The following is a 14,695-nucleotide window of genomic DNA, read 5'->3' on the forward strand; positions in this document are numbered from 1 at the left end:
GTTGTTTTATTAACAAAAAATATGTTCCCAAAGGTAGCATTTAGCGCTTTGGGTAGCAACAGTAAAAGGTAAAGTTCATATATCTGCCATATTAACGTCATAAAAAAGCGCGAAGTAAATTCGCGCTTGTATACTTAACTGCCGTTATATTTTAATACAAACGTATTTTTCTTCTAGGTACTCATCCAGCCCTTGATGCCCACCTTCTCGGCCCAAACCAGATTGTTTAACGCCACCGAAAGGCGCTACTGGGTTTGATATAACACCTTCATTTACACCTACCATACCAAATTCAAGCCCTTCACTAATTCGGTAAATTTGCTTAATATTTTGGCTATAAAAATAGGCTGCTAGACCAAATGGTACATCGTTAGCAAATGCAAGCACTTCACTTTCTTCATCAAAAGGAATAACCGTTAATACTGGACCAAATACTTCTTCGTGGTAAATATCCATGTCAGTAGTTACGTTGTTTACTATTAATGGGTTTTGAAAGCTGCCACCTAAGTCACTACTATCGCCAATCAACGTAGCACCTTTATCGAGTGCGTCTTGTACTAACTGTTGTACTTTCTCTTTGGCTTTAGGGTAAATAAGCGGACCAATATCAACATCGTCTTCAAAACCATTTGCCACTTTTAACGCTGCAACCTTAGGCGTGATTTTTGACAGTACTTTGTCGAGAATATTACGCTGTATAAAGATACGGTTTGCAGCAACACATGCCTGCCCACTATTTCTAAATTTAGCCGCCATTAGCCCTTCTACAGCTTCATCTAAATCTGCATTATCAAAAATGATAAAAGGCGCATTGCCGCCAAGCTCCATCGAGGTACGTTTAATTGTGTCTGCACATTGCGATAGCAACTGCTTACCTACACCGGTAGAGCCGGTAAATGTAAACTTACGCACGACTTCTGAGTCAGTCAGCATTTTACCTACTGTTTTGGCATCTTGTGAAACCAGTACATTAAATGCACCTTTAACAAAACCAGCTTGATCGGCCAAATAAGCAAGTGCGATAGCACATAGTGGCGTATGTTCAGAAGGTTTAAGTATAAAGCTACAGCCCGCAGCGTAAGCTGGAGCTACTTTACGAGTAACCATAGCAACAGGGAAGTTCCATGGCGTAATACCAGCAACAACACCTACAGGCTGCTTAAAGCTAGTTAAACGATGCGAGTTATCTGTTGGCGGAATTACATCTCCGTAACTACGTTTGGCTTCTTCTGCAAACCATTTGATAAAACCTGCACCGTAGTTAATTTCGCCAAGCGATTCTTTGAGCGGCTTGCCTTGCTCTTTGGTCATTAGATCTGCAAGTGTTTGTTTGTGTTTTATAACTAGCTCATACCAGCGCATCAGCGTTTCGCTTCGCTCGGTGGCATTTGTCGCTTTTAATTTAACAAAAGCCCCTTGAGCTGAGGTTATTGCGCTATTTACACCCTGCTCGTCAATATCGCTTACTTCAACAATACTTTTTTCGGTAGCGGGATCGTTAACGCTAAAGTGCGTATCAGTCTTATAAAATTCGCCGTTAATAAATGAGTCTGAGAAAATAAGATTACTCAAAATAAACCTCCGAAATAGATTTTAGGGATTGGGTTGAACTCTTAGCAGCGGGTTTACCCCGCGTTTATATAATCTGAAAAATACGTGATCATTTTGATGTTCAAGTTTGAGATTAGAAAAATTTAACTTAAAACGTTTGAGATTTAAAAACGCGACATAAAGTCGCTGCTACGTGTTTATAAATGCTTTTTTGAAACAAAAAAGCCGCTGTATCAAACAGCGGCTTTTAATATATACATCGTTAAAAACTAGTGCTCTTCATTAACGATATTGAGATTGTACTTAGGTATTTCAACCACTAAGTCTTCATCTCTTATAATTGCTTGGCAACCAAGGCGTGACTCAGGCTCTAAACCCCATGCTTTATCTAGCATGTCATCTTCTAGCTCATCACTCTCTTGTAGTGAATCAAATCCTTCACGAATCACTAAATGACACGTAGTACATGCACACGACTTTTCGCAAGCATGCGCAATGCTAATACCATTTTTAAGTGCAGCGTCGAGTACCGTTTGGCCTGTAGGAGCTTCAATTGCAGCGCCGTCAGGACATAATTCAGGATGTGGAAGAAAAACAATTTGTGGCATTCTAATCTCTCTTAAATGTTGTCTACTGACTGCCCTGTAAGGGCCTTTTTAATTGATGCATCCATTCTACGCGATGCAAAGTCGCTACTCGCATTATCGACTTTTTCGATAGCTGCTTTAATTTCGCCAGGCTCTTGTGCATTTTCGCGCACTTTTACCAGTTCTGCAATTTCAGCGCGTAAGTTAGCAAGTTGCATATCGTCAAGTAATGCAGCATCGGCTGCAAGTGACGCATTAAGCGCTTCTATTACGCGTAACGCTTCTACTTGTTGCTCTTTAAGCATACGTGCTTGCATGTCGCCTTTAGCGTTGCTCATTGACTCTTTTAGCATGTTAGCTACTTGGTCATCAGATAAACCAAACGAAGGTTTAACTTGAATTTCAGCTTGTACGCCTGTTGATTTTTCCATTGCTGAAACACTTAATAAGCCATCTGCATCAACTTTAAAGGTTACACGAATATGTGCAGCGCCTGCCGCCATTGGTGGAATACCTTTTAAGCTAAACTTAGCAAGCGAACGACAATCATCAACAAGCTCACGCTCACCTTGCAGCACATGTAATGACATGGCTGTTTGGCCGTCTTTAAACGTCGTAAATTCTTGCGCGCGTGCTACCGGAATCGTCGTATTGCGCGGAATGATTTTTTCAACCAAACCACCCATAGTTTCAAGACCTAGCGATAACGGTAATACATCAAGTAATAACATGTCAGAATCGGGCTTATTGCCAATTAACACGTCGGCTTGAAGCGCAGCACCTAAAGCGACAACACGATCAGGGTCGATTGAAGTTAGCGGCTCTTTATCAAAAAAGCTTTGTACTTGGCTACGTACCAGTGGCATACGGGTTGAACCGCCTACCATAATAACTTGCAGTACTTCGTCGTTTTCTATGCCAGCATCTTTTACAGCACGACGACACGAACGCAGTGTTTTTTTAACGAGAGGCATAGCCATTTCGTCAAACGTTTCGCGTGTTACTTCTACTGTGTATTTTTGATCGTCAAACTCAAGACCCACGTTTACTTTAGCGTATTGGCTTAATGCTTCTTTACACGCTTTTGCTTTATTGATGAATAAACGTAAAACTGAAGGTGACAACGCTGACACACCAGTTTGCTGCTTAAAGTAATCAACAAGTAATGAGTCAAAGTCATCACCACCGAGACTTGAGTCGCCGCCAGTTGCCATTACTTCAAACACACCTTGGTGTAATCTAAGTACTGATATATCAAATGTACCACCGCCTAAATCGTAAACAGCGATAATACCTTCTTGGCCAGAATCTAAACCATAAGCAACGGCTGCTGCTGTTGGCTCATTTAATAAACGTAGTACGTTAATACCAGCCAGTTCTGCGGCATCTTTAGTACTTTGGCGTTGTGCGTCATCAAAGTACGCTGGTACTGTGATTACAGCCCCTAAAATTTCTTGGTTGCCAAAACTTTGCTCAGCTCGTGCTTTTAATGCAGCTAAAATATGGCTTGATGCTTTAATTGGACTGATTTTACCTGCCGCAGTTTCTATTGCTAGCGCACCATTGTGCTCACAGAACTCATACGGTAGTTGCCCATAACTTTGCTCTATTTCAGCCTGAGTTTTACCTAAAAAACGCTTAACCGAAATAAGTGTATTAGCAGGGTCTTGCGTTGCTGCTTGTGCAGCTTCTGCGCCAACAGTAATACCGCCTGCTTGATAACGAACAACCGACGGTAACATAGCCGCGCCAAGATCATCAGTTAACGTGCGGGCTTCGCCACTTTGTACTGTTGCAACTAATGAGTTAGTTGTACCAAGATCAATACCAATAGCTAGTTTATGTTCGTGTGGTGCCGCGCTCTGCCCCGGCTCAGCAATTTGCAATAATGCCATAATGCTCTTTAAACTCGTGTTGCTCGCTTTGCAGCAAGTAATTAATCGTCAAATAAACTGTCTTCAATACGCTCTAGTTCGTCACGTAACTTATAAACAAACTTCAGTTTACGAATATTATCTGCGGCAAGTTGATATTGCTGCTCATCGTTACTTGCGAGTTGCTCGGCAAGTTGTGCACTGTACTGCGTGTTTAGTTGCTTAATTTGTTTTTCAAAATTTGCAATGGCGGTATCAGGATCGCGCGACGATGTTAGCTCTTCAAGCTCTTCGCGAAGTTCCATTTGCTGCATTAAAAACATTGGATCTTGCAAGGTTTGCTGCTCTGCACGAATATCAACGCCTAGCTCGCTCAGCATATATTCAGCACGTTTTACTGGGTGCTTTAATGTTTGTAGCGCATCGTTAATTTCGGCGGCGCTTTGCACTGCCATTAACTTATCGCGGCTACTCGCATTCGCGTGGCGATCTGGATGTACAGTACGCTGTAATTCCAAGTAGTGCTTGTTAACCGTTGCTAAATCAATATTGTAATCAACGGGGACTGCAAATAATTCAAAGTAACGCATAACTTCAACCAATAATATTCAGAAATAACAAAGCCCTACATTAACTGGCAGGGCTTATTTATACTACAAAGATATTTTAAGCTTAAACGGTAAAGCTTTCGCCACAACCACACTCATCTGCTTGATTAGGGTTTCTAAATTTAAACCCTTCATTTAAGCCTTCTTTAGTGTAGTCGAGCTCTGTGCCATCGATGTAAACTAAGCTTTTAGCGTCAACAATTAATGTGACACCTTTAGCCGCAAAAGTTTCATCGTCTTCGTTTAAATCGTCAACAAACTCAAGTACATAAGCAAGACCTGAACAGCCCGTCGTTTTAATGCCAACGCGCAGGCCTAAACCTTTACCGCGGTTTGCTAAAAATGATTGTACGCGGTTTGCTGCCGCATCTGTCAATGTCACTGCCATGAGTTTCTCTTCTTACTTCGCTTGTTTGCTTTTGTAGTCTGCAATTGCTGCTTGAATTGCGTCTTCGGCTAAAATTGAACAGTGAATTTTCACTGGTGGTAATTCAAGCTCTGCACTGATATCAGTGTTTTTGATTGTCGCTGCTTCGTCTAGCGTTTTGCCTTTAACCCACTCTGTTACAAGTGAAGATGAAGCAATTGCGCTACCACAACCGTAGGTTTTGAATTTTGCATCTTCAATAACGCCAGTGGCAGATACTTTAATTTGCAATTTCATTACGTCACCACATGCTGGTGCGCCTACCATACCCGTTGCCACTGACGGATCGTTCTTATCTAGAGTACCTACGTTACGTGGGTTTTCTACGTGGTCGATTACTTTATCACTATAAGCCATTATTCTATCCTCATTACCTGCTAGGGTATGTGCTCACACTATTAGTGGTGAGCCCATTCAACTGAATCTAAATCAATACCTTCTTGATGCATCTCCCAAAGTGGAGACATCTCACGTAGGCGACCGATAGAGTTTTTCATTAATTCGACGGTGTAATCAATCTCTTCTTCGGTAGTAAAGCGACCAATACTAAAACGAATTGAGCTATGTGCTAATTCGTCGTTACGGCCAAGTGCACGTAATACATAAGAAGGCTCTAAGCTTGCAGATGTACAGGCTGAACCTGACGATACTGCAATGTCTTTTACTGCCATAAGTAACGACTCACCTTCAACAAAGTTAAAGCTGATGTTTACAATGCCAGGTACTGATTGGTCTTGTGTGCCGTTAAAGTATACTTCGTCCATATCAGCCATAATGCCGTCGATTAAACGATTACGTAAGGCGCTGATGTGTGCGTGATCTTTTTCGAAATCTTGCTTAGCGATTTTAAACGCAGTACCCATACCCACTAATTGGTGAGTAGCTAGTGTACCGGAACGCATACCACGTTCATGTCCGCCACCGTGCATTTGCGCTTCAAGGCGAGCACGTGGTTTACGACGAACGTAAAGTGCGCCAACACCTTTAGGGCCATACACTTTATGTGCAGAGAACGACATAAAATCAACTTTAAGCTGTTGCACGTCAATTAATACTTTACCCGCGCTTTGCGCTGCATCTACGTGGAACATAATTTTACGTTCGCGACACATTTCGCCAATAGTCGCGATATCTTGAATTACACCTAGCTCGTTATTAACGTGCATGATGCTTACAAGTACTGTGTCGTCACGCATTGTGTCGGCAAGTTTTTGTAAATCAAGTAGGCCGTTTTCTTCAACGTCCATGTAAGTTACTTCAAAACCTTGGCGCTCAAGCTCACGACATGTGTCGATTACAGCTTTATGCTCAGTTTTAGCGGTAATAACGTGCTTACCTTTTTTCTTGTAAAACTGTGCTGCACCTTTAATAGCAAGGTTATTTGATTCTGTTGCACCCGATGTGAAAACAATTTCACGTGGGTCTGCATTAATTAAATCAGCAATATCTGTACGCGCTTGGTCAACAGCTTCTTCTGCTTGCCAACCAAAACGGTGTGAGCGTGACGCAGGATTACCAAACTTACCGTCCATTGTCAGGCATTGCATCATTTCTTTAGCAACACGTTCGTCAACAGGCGTGGTCGCTGCGTAATCTAAATAAATCGGTAACTTCATTTCTCTCTCCGCTGCAGGTCAACCTTAAAGTTGACAGCTTACTTGAATGTTTTCCAACTGCTTAATTGCATTATTGATACTGTTATCTTGGCGCGATGCTATTTCTTTCACATCTGATTTTTCCACCAATTCAGCAAGGGTAATATTATTCAAAAATTCTTCTATGCGTGCGCTTAAGTCTGACCACAAATTATGTGTTAAACAGCGCATACCACTCTGACAGCCGGTATCGGCACCTTGGCAACGTGTTGCATCGACCGATTCGTCTACGGCGCTAATAATATCGCCAACAGAGATAACGCTCGCTTCACGTCCTAGTAAATAACCACCACCAGGTCCACGAACAGAACTTACTAGGCCATTTTTACGTAAACGAGCAAATAATTGTTCAAGGTAAGACAAAGAAATTTCTTGTCTTTGTGAAATATCAGCAAGGGCTACAGGACCTACACCTGTGTGTAGTGCAACATCCAGCATAGCTGTAACGGCATATCTGCCTTTTGATGTTAACTTCATAACGCCCCCTGCACAAAAGAGTGCAAATTTTAATTACCAGAGTAAATTAGTCAAGTATTATCACTTGATAAAAATTTGATTTAGAAACTCATACTTTTAAATTGTAGAGTTAACAAATTTTCAATACTTGACCTCTTTGGTCAAGTATTACAGCCATTGTAATTACCTGAGTAATTTAGTCAAGTATTAGCGCGTTAATTAGTCTAGGTCTTTTATAACTAATAGCTATACCTAAGTTACTTAGGGATAGCCTTATTAATTGAGGTGAGAATACCGCGTAAAATATTCATTTCAGCATCTTCAGGGTGAGCTCGGTTGAACAAACGGCGCAATTTAGTCATAACTAAACCAGGGTGTTGCTTGATGATAAAACCTGTTTTAAACAACGTGTCTTCAAGGTGATCATAAAACAGCTCAGTTTGCTTTGAGCTTGGATAAACTGCATCGTCTTCTTCAACCTTTTTAGGTTGTTGATTTAAAAATGCCATGCGAGTTTCGTAGCTAAGTGTTTGTACGGCCATAGCTAAATTAAGCGAGCTGTACTCTGGATTAGCAGGAATACACACATGGTAATTACAAAGCTGTAATTCTTCATTAGTTAAACCACTGTTTTCACGACCAAATACTAGCGCTACAGGACCATTTACGGCTTCAGCAACGAGCTTTTCACCACATTCACGTGGTTCAACCATTGGCCACGAAAGCGTACGAGAGCGCGCACTTGTGCCAATCGTTAATGTACAGTCAGCGATAGCTTCTTCAACGGTACCTACAATAACTGCATTGCCTAAAACATCAGTTGCGCCTGCAGCTAATGCACTTGCTTGGCTGTCTATTTCGCAAGCAGGATCAACTAAATAAAGTTTTGATAAACCCATGGTTTTCATGGCGCGAGCCGCCGAACCAATATTGCCGGAATGTGACGTGTTAACTAAAACAATGCGAATATCATTTAAGATCATTACTGTGCTACTTTGCTATGCCAAAAAATTGCGCAAATTCTAACATGAAAATGTAATAAGATCCTAGATTCAAAAGGCTAGATCCTATGATCAAACCCAATATTACGATTCTTACATGGGTAAATTCTAGGGATATAACGCCGATTTGTTTTGATGCTTAAACCATTGCCGCTTTTACATAGACATCAAAACGGTTCTTTTTGGTTTTGATCTGCATACTTGGAGTTTTTTCGTTTAAGAATGGAGCGTAATCGGGGCGCTTTACAACAACACGCTTACTGGCAAGTGGATAGGCAAAATCAAGTAGGTCGTCAGCGTCGTTGTCTGCACCAACAAGCTCTTGGAATACGCGCATTTCTTTTTTAACTAATGCTGATTTTTCGCGATGCGGGAACATGGGATCTAAATAAACAACATCAGGCATGCTTTCGCATTGAGAGAGCAAAGTATGGCTTGAGCCAAATATTAGGCTCATGTTTTCTTTCATCCACAAACCAATTTCAATATCGCTATAGGCTCGCTTTAAACCATCGTATAAAAGTGCAGCTACAACCGGGTGACGTTCATGTAATATAACTTTGCACCCTAGCGAGGCAAGTACAAAACCATCTCGCCCTAAACCAGCGGTAGCATCAAGTACAACAGGCGTTGCACCTTTATTTAAACCCACCGCTTTGGCAATTGCTTGCCCTTTACCACCGCCAAACTTACGCCTATGGGCGGCAGCACCGGTTACAAAATCAACGTTAATTGCACCTAGCTTAGGCTCGTCGGTTTTAAATAGACTTAACCCTTTATCATCGTAATGTAAGCTAAAGCCACTGCAATTTTGCGCCCATTGGGCTAAACCAAAGCGTGTTTCTAATTCATTTAAATAAGGGCGTAACTCTTTAAAAGCACACTGAATAACCACAATAAACTCCGACGATAAAATACGCCTGTAGTATATCAACCGCTTTACTTTAAAGCACTAAAATAGCTCTATATCACTATGATGATTCGTATTGACCTTTGCGGCTTCCGCTTTAGTACGTAAATTGGATATAAGTTCATTGCGGCTTTCGGCAACTTGTTTAAGCTGATATTTGATAAAGGCTAAATCACTATTAGCCGATACAAATAACTGCATTGTTTGATCCAATTGAGATATATATAAAGTGAGATCCGCAGGATTTGCTTGTGTTTGTTGTAGCTTAATAGCGCAGTCAAGTTCATGTAGCTGCTCTATAAACTCTTTAGTACTTTTGTTTTGCTCTACATTTTGAGTAGTTAACTGCTTAACAATATCTTGAAGGGCTGTACTTATTTGAGCTGCCTGCTCATAACTGCTTTCGCTTCTTTCCATGGTAACAACCTTCTCGTTGGTTACTTCTAATATATGCGGGAACAGATCTTTGTAGCGCCCATACAAAGCATCGTTATCAACTGGCATATTTTTTATCAAAAGGGACACTTTGGGGTAATTAATAATAGTGCTGCTACCAATATCAACAAATCGTTGAGCATTTCGATGTTGCTCAAGCAGCTCTTGCTCTAACGGGCAAACACCACTTTGCTGGCTGTAAAAAATACCTTTTCCTTGATACCAAAACACCACCACAACATCTAAATTTAAAGGAGCAAAAAAGGTAAAAAAGTATTCACTCAACGATTGAAAGTTATTAGCGTGATAACTTTGTCCAACGTAGCGCATTATACGCCCCATATCGCCTGACTCTGTCATTGCCATTTCAGCTGTTTTATTCGCTTTTACTATATCCAATTTTAGTTTTGCGCATTTTTGCCTATATTCGTAAAGTACCTTTATTCGCGCTATTAACTCTTCTGCATTAAAAGGTTTTGTAATGTAATCGGATGCGCCGACGCTATAACCTTTTACCCGGTCGCTTAGCTCTATTTTAGATGAGAGAAACATAACGGGAATATCCTGAGTATTTTGACTTTGCTTTATTGTTTTACATACGTCATAACCTGACATACCTGGCATTTCAATATCGAGTAAAATAATATCTGGGTTGTATTTATTGGTTAGCCTTAATCCTTCATCGCCATCTTTTGCATGAATTATTTTACAAAACCCTGCTAAAGACTCTTCAATTATATGATGAACATACTTGTCGTCATCAATTGCCAATACCAACTTTGCCATGCCTTAGTCCATTTTATTAGGTGTGCTAAAAGCATAGTACGGTAGGATGAAATTACTAAAAATTATTAGATAATAATTTTAAAATAATAAAAAAGCGCCATATAGGCGCTTTAATTTGGTTTGTGCTAAATATTAATTTTTAAACAGCAATACCGCTATGGCGTAGTAACGCGTCGACATTTGGCTCACGACCACGGAACTTTTTAAATAATTCCATTGGCTCTTCACTGCCGCCTTTTTCTAAAATATTTTGCATGAAGGCTTGCCCTGTTTCAGCGTTAAAAATACCTTCTTCTTCAAATTTAGAAAATGCATCAGCAGAAAGTACTTCAGCCCATTTATACGAGTAGTAACCTGCACTATAACCACCGGCAAAAATATGGCTAAAACCATTTTGAAAACGGTTAAACTCAGGCGGTTTAACGATTGATGTGCGGCTACGCACATCGTTTAGTACTGCTTGAATTTGGCATTGCTCACCCGCTTTGTAATCGTTATGGATTTTAAAATCGAATAACGAAAACTCAATTTGACGTAGCATTTGTACGCCTGAGTTATAGTTTTTAGCCGCTAGTAATTTATCAAGTAGCTCTTTAGGTAACGGCTCACCCGTTTCATAATGACCTGAAATAAAGCTCAGGGCTTCTTCGTCATAACACCAATTTTCTAAAAACTGACTAGGAAGCTCTACTGCATCCCACGCTACACCATTAATGCCAGCCACTGGCGCGGCATCAACTTGTGTAAGCATGTGGTGAATACCATGACCAAACTCATGAAATAAAGTAGTTACTTCATCATGAGTAAACAGCGCCGGTTTATCGCCAACCGCCTTATTAAAGTTACACACTAAATAAGCCACTGGAGTTTGTAGTTCGCCGTTAGCGCGTACTTTACGACCCATACAGTCATCCATCCACGCGCCGCCACGTTTGTGGTCGCGTGCATATAAATCGAGATAAAAACGTCCGCGTAGAGTATTGCTACTATCTACAATTTCAAAAAAGCGTACATCTTTGTGATAAGTATCAAAGTCAGTAACTTCTTTTACGCTAATACCAAATAAGCGATTAACGGTTTCGAATAAGCCGCTAAGCACTTTATTTGCTGGGAAGTAAGGACGTAGTACTTCGTCTGAAATTGCATACTTTTCTTGCTTAAGCTTTTCGCTGTAGTAACCAAAATCCCATGCTTCTAATTCAGAAATGCCGTGTTTTTGCTCAGCATACGCTTTTAGCTCGGCCACTTCTTGCTCTGCTTGTGGTTTTGATTTAGCTGCTAGGTCTTCTAAAAATGAGAATACTTGTTCTGGTGTTTCGGCCATTTTAGTCGCGAGTGACTTTTCAGCGTAGCTGTTGAATCCTAGTAACTGTGCAAGTTCATGACGAAGCGCAAGCTCCTCGCTCATAATATCAGAGTTATCAAACTCACCGGCGTTAGGGCCTTGATCTGATGCGCGCGTAGAAAACGCGGTGTAAGTTTCTTTGCGTAATTCGCGGTTATCTGCGTAAGCCATTATTGGTAAATACGACGGGAAATCGAGTGTAAATAACCAACCATCTAATTCTTTACTTTTTGCTGTGTCAGCTGCAAGTGCTAAAGCAGATTCTGGCAAGCCTGCTAAATCACTCTCATCAGTAATATGTTTGTGCCAAGCAAGTGTGGCATCCATTACGTTGTTGCCAAATTTTGAGGCAAGTTCTGATAAACGCGCGCTAATTTCGCCGTAGCGTTTTTGCTGCTCTGCCGCCAGAGCAATACCCGATAATTTAAAATCGCGTAGCGCATTAGTAATTGTTTTTTGTTGTGCTGTAGTCAGCGTTTTAAATTCGTCACTGTTATAAAGCGTATTATACGCGTTGTATAAACCTTGGTGCTGACCTACAAATGTTGAATATTCAGATATTAACGGTAAGCACTGCTCGTAAGCTTCACGTAATTCGTCGTTATTCATTACTGAATTTAAATGCGATACAGGGGAGAACATGCGCGATAATTTATCGTCAGCTTCTTCAAGGGGTAATACTAAGTCATCCCACGTATACGAGCCTTTAGCTAACACGTCATCAATGGCTTTACGACAAAGCTCGATACCGTCTTTTAGTGCTGGTACTACGTACTCAGGCTTTATTTTTGAAAATGGTGGTAAGCCTTCAAGGCCAATTAATGGGTTGCTCATAAATACTCTCTTTGCGTTAATGCATTACGTTTTAAATTGGGTCTAAAAGTAAAAAAACAACTCAGCCGCTTTTAAGTTGTTTAATTTTAATATGGTTGCTCCAGAGCAAAACACAAATAACCCATTAATGAGTCGGCCACTTTATAACGTTCTAACACCGTATCAACTAAATTATTGCTACATACTTGTTTTTGAGTAAGCGAGCTAATGGCTATAAAGTCTTTTCGCTTGAGCTCATCTATTAAGGGATGCTCTTTTTCAAAACCTCTTGGCGGGCGTTTTAGCGATTCTCCTGACATTTCAAATATAGATTTAAATTGTTCATCATAAATTGCTTTTTTATAGCTATTTGGGTTTTCATCTATGCAGGTTCTAATTGCGTTAAGCGCCTTTGATTCTGGTCGCCAAATACCAGCACCTACAAAACATTCGTCATTTGCTAAGTGAAAGTAAAAACCCGGGGCGTGTACGTCTTTTCCCATAAAATGGCGAAATTGAATCCCTATATTAATTTTATATGGGGTTTTATCTTTACTAAAACGCGCGTCTTTATGGATTCTCATTAAGCTACCGCCCACTTTTTTATCTGATGCGACAAAATGGCTAGAAACATCAGCAAGTGGTGCTTGCATTTGCCTAATGAAATCTAAAGCGGGCTCTCTTACGTATTCCTCATATTGTGATTTATGGTCGTTAAACCAGTCTCTATTATTGTTTTTATCAAGCTGAGCAAGAAATTCGAATGTTTTTTTACTAAACATAGGTCACCTAAACACTCTTTATTTTTAAAACTTAATGTTATGCTAATGCGCATAAAACTCAACGCCTAAGGACATAAAATGACACAACACTTTGATTATATTGCAATCGGTGGTGGCAGTGGTGGTATTGCCTCTGCAAATAGAGCGGCAATGCGTGGCGCTAAAGTAGCACTTATAGAAGCAAAACACATGGGCGGCACGTGTGTAAACGTAGGCTGCGTACCTAAAAAAGTAATGTGGCACGGTGCTCAGGTTGCTGAAGCAATTAATTTATATGCCCCAGATTACGGCTTTAATGTTGAAGTTAAAGGCTTTGATTGGAGCAAGTTAGTAGAAAGCCGTGAAGCCTACATTGGCCGAATTCATAAAGGTTATGACAGTGGCCTTGCTAGCAATGGCGTTACTGTAATTAAAGGTTTTGCTAAATTTGTAGATAATAAAACAGTTGAAGTAAACGGCGAGCACTACACAGCCGATCATATATTAATTGCAGTAGGCGGCCGCCCAAGCATTCCGCATATTGAAGGTGCTGAACACGGTATCGATTCAAATGGCTTTTTTGAATTAAAAGAGCAACCTAAACGCGTTGCAGTAATAGGCGCAGGCTACATAGCCGTTGAGCTTGCTGGTGTATTACATGGTTTAGGTACTGAGACACATTTATTTGTACGTAAGCATGCACCACTTCGTAGTTTTGACCCATATATTGTAGATACGCTTGTTGAAGTAATGGCTGCCGAAGGCCCTACTTTACATACTCACTCTGTACCAAATAAATTGGTAAAAGAAGATGATGGCTCTGTAACGCTACATTTAGATAATGGCAAAACTCATAACGTTGACCAAGTAATTTGGGCCATTGGCCGCCAGCCAACAACAGATGCAATTAATGTAGCTGCTGCCGGCGTAGAAGTTAACAGCGATGGTTTTGTAAAAGTTGATGAGTATCAAAATACCACAGCTAAGAATGTATACGCGGTTGGCGATATCATCGAAAATGGTATTGAACTTACACCGGTAGCAGTAAAAGCAGGCCGTACTTTATCTGAGCGTTTATTTAATAAAGAACTACCTGATGATTTAAAAATGGATTACAGCTTAGTCCCTACTGTTGTATTTAGTCATCCACCTATTGGTACTATTGGTTTAACTGAGCAAGAAGCTATTTCTCAGTACGGCGAAGAAAACGTTAAAATTTACCAATCTGGTTTTACGGCTATGTACACAGCGGTAACTAAACATCGCCAGCCTTGTAAAATGAAACTTGTATGTGCCGGCCCTGACGAAAAAGTAGTTGGCCTGCATGGTATTGGTTTTGCGGTTGATGAAATGATTCAAGGTTTTGCCGTTGCCATGAAAATGGGCGCTACTAAAGCTGATTTTGATGCCGTTGTTGCGATTCACCCGACTGGCTCGGAAGAATTTGTAACGATGCGCTAGGCGCTAAACTCTAAGTTCTCAATTA

At 40.6% G+C, this 14,695-nt stretch carries 14 protein-coding genes; 1 reads left to right on the forward strand and 13 read right to left on the reverse strand.

All coding sequences use genetic code 11. The annotated features are described in order from the left end of the window. Positions 1-144: 144 nt before the first annotated feature. From CXF89_RS01070 to CXF89_RS01130, 13 genes are all read right to left on the reverse strand, one after another. Positions 145-1,572 carry an NAD-dependent succinate-semialdehyde dehydrogenase gene (locus tag CXF89_RS01070; protein ID WP_121953549.1) on the reverse strand — a complete coding sequence of 476 codons (1,428 nt, stop codon included), beginning with the start codon at positions 1,570-1,572 and terminating at the stop codon, positions 145-147. A gap of 248 nt (positions 1,573-1,820) precedes the next feature. After that, positions 1,821-2,159: an ISC system 2Fe-2S type ferredoxin gene (fdx, locus tag CXF89_RS01075; protein ID WP_007586379.1), complete on the reverse strand. Its 339-nt coding sequence runs from the start codon at positions 2,157-2,159 to the stop codon at positions 1,821-1,823. A gap of 11 nt (positions 2,160-2,170) precedes the next feature. Further along, positions 2,171-4,033, reverse strand: coding sequence for a Fe-S protein assembly chaperone HscA (hscA, locus tag CXF89_RS01080; protein ID WP_121953550.1), 1,863 nt, complete (start codon positions 4,031-4,033; stop codon positions 2,171-2,173). Positions 4,034-4,074: 41 nt separating this feature from the next. Further along, entirely contained in the window at positions 4,075-4,602 is a 528-nt protein-coding gene (gene hscB / locus CXF89_RS01085; protein ID WP_007586374.1) for a co-chaperone HscB, read from the reverse strand. A gap of 82 nt (positions 4,603-4,684) precedes the next feature. Next, complete coding sequence (gene iscA / locus CXF89_RS01090; protein ID WP_007377674.1) at positions 4,685-5,008, reverse strand: iron-sulfur cluster assembly protein IscA; 324 nt, start codon at positions 5,006-5,008, stop codon at positions 4,685-4,687. A gap of 12 nt (positions 5,009-5,020) precedes the next feature. After that, complete coding sequence (gene iscU, locus CXF89_RS01095) at positions 5,021-5,404, reverse strand: Fe-S cluster assembly scaffold IscU (RefSeq protein ID WP_002958426.1); 384 nt, start codon at positions 5,402-5,404, stop codon at positions 5,021-5,023. A 41-nt stretch (positions 5,405-5,445) separates the two neighbouring features. Next, positions 5,446-6,663 carry an IscS subfamily cysteine desulfurase gene (locus CXF89_RS01100; RefSeq protein ID WP_002958425.1) on the reverse strand — a complete coding sequence of 406 codons (1,218 nt, stop codon included), beginning with the start codon at positions 6,661-6,663 and terminating at the stop codon, positions 5,446-5,448. 24 nt (positions 6,664-6,687) lie between these two features. Further along, positions 6,688-7,179: a Fe-S cluster assembly transcriptional regulator IscR gene (gene iscR / locus CXF89_RS01105; protein ID WP_007586371.1), complete on the reverse strand. Its 492-nt coding sequence runs from the start codon at positions 7,177-7,179 to the stop codon at positions 6,688-6,690. A 236-nt stretch (positions 7,180-7,415) separates the two neighbouring features. Further along, the gene (gene trmJ / locus CXF89_RS01110; protein ID WP_121953551.1) at positions 7,416-8,141 is read right to left on the reverse strand and encodes a tRNA (cytosine(32)/uridine(32)-2'-O)-methyltransferase TrmJ; all 726 of its coding nucleotides are present in this window, start codon (positions 8,139-8,141) and stop codon (positions 7,416-7,418) included. 157 nt (positions 8,142-8,298) lie between these two features. After that, positions 8,299-9,054, reverse strand: coding sequence for a class I SAM-dependent methyltransferase (locus CXF89_RS01115; RefSeq protein WP_010554084.1), 756 nt, complete (start codon positions 9,052-9,054; stop codon positions 8,299-8,301). A 57-nt stretch (positions 9,055-9,111) separates the two neighbouring features. Beyond that, on the reverse strand, positions 9,112-10,290 hold the full coding sequence (locus CXF89_RS01120; RefSeq protein WP_007586368.1) for a response regulator transcription factor: 1,179 nt from the start codon (positions 10,288-10,290) through the stop codon (positions 9,112-9,114). Between the two features lie 139 nt (positions 10,291-10,429). Then, positions 10,430-12,469 (reverse strand): oligopeptidase A, encoded by a 2,040-nt coding sequence (prlC, locus tag CXF89_RS01125; RefSeq protein ID WP_121953552.1) that lies wholly within the window; start codon positions 12,467-12,469, stop codon positions 10,430-10,432. A gap of 86 nt (positions 12,470-12,555) precedes the next feature. Further along, positions 12,556-13,230 (reverse strand): DUF2461 domain-containing protein, encoded by a 675-nt coding sequence (locus CXF89_RS01130; protein ID WP_121953553.1) that lies wholly within the window; start codon positions 13,228-13,230, stop codon positions 12,556-12,558. A gap of 78 nt (positions 13,231-13,308) precedes the next feature. Between CXF89_RS01130 and gorA the strand changes: the two genes are divergently transcribed. After that, on the forward strand, positions 13,309-14,670 hold the full coding sequence (gene gorA / locus CXF89_RS01135; protein ID WP_024594474.1) for a glutathione-disulfide reductase: 1,362 nt from the start codon (positions 13,309-13,311) through the stop codon (positions 14,668-14,670). Positions 14,671-14,695 lie beyond the last annotated feature (25 nt).

This window comes from Pseudoalteromonas sp. MelDa3 (assembly GCF_002863625.1).
Classification (GTDB): Bacteria; Pseudomonadota; Gammaproteobacteria; order Enterobacterales; family Alteromonadaceae; genus Pseudoalteromonas; species Pseudoalteromonas arctica.

Bases quoted from the DNA above. Each gene is read 5' to 3' on its own strand.
- hscB (WP_007586374.1), bottom strand. From the start codon at position 4,602: ATGCGTTACTTTGAATTATTTGCAGTCCCCGTTGATTACAATATTGAT.
- iscU (WP_002958426.1), bottom strand. From the start codon at position 5,404: ATGGCTTATAGTGATAAAGTAATCGACCACGTAGAAAACCCACGTAAC.
- CXF89_RS01120 (WP_007586368.1), bottom strand. From the start codon at position 10,290: ATGGCAAAGTTGGTATTGGCAATTGATGACGACAAGTATGTTCATCAT.
- fdx (WP_007586379.1), bottom strand. From the start codon at position 2,159: ATGCCACAAATTGTTTTTCTTCCACATCCTGAATTATGTCCTGACGGC.
- hscA (WP_121953550.1), bottom strand. From the start codon at position 4,033: ATGGCATTATTGCAAATTGCTGAGCCGGGGCAGAGCGCGGCACCACAC.
- iscA (WP_007377674.1), bottom strand. From the start codon at position 5,008: ATGGCAGTGACATTGACAGATGCGGCAGCAAACCGCGTACAATCATTT.
- iscR (WP_007586371.1), bottom strand. From the start codon at position 7,179: ATGAAGTTAACATCAAAAGGCAGATATGCCGTTACAGCTATGCTGGAT.
- trmJ (WP_121953551.1), bottom strand. From the start codon at position 8,141: ATGATCTTAAATGATATTCGCATTGTTTTAGTTAACACGTCACATTCC.
- gorA (WP_024594474.1), top strand. From the start codon at position 13,309: ATGACACAACACTTTGATTATATTGCAATCGGTGGTGGCAGTGGTGGT.
- CXF89_RS01100 (WP_002958425.1), bottom strand. From the start codon at position 6,663: ATGAAGTTACCGATTTATTTAGATTACGCAGCGACCACGCCTGTTGAC.
- CXF89_RS01130 (WP_121953553.1), bottom strand. From the start codon at position 13,230: ATGTTTAGTAAAAAAACATTCGAATTTCTTGCTCAGCTTGATAAAAAC.
- prlC (WP_121953552.1), bottom strand. From the start codon at position 12,469: ATGAGCAACCCATTAATTGGCCTTGAAGGCTTACCACCATTTTCAAAA.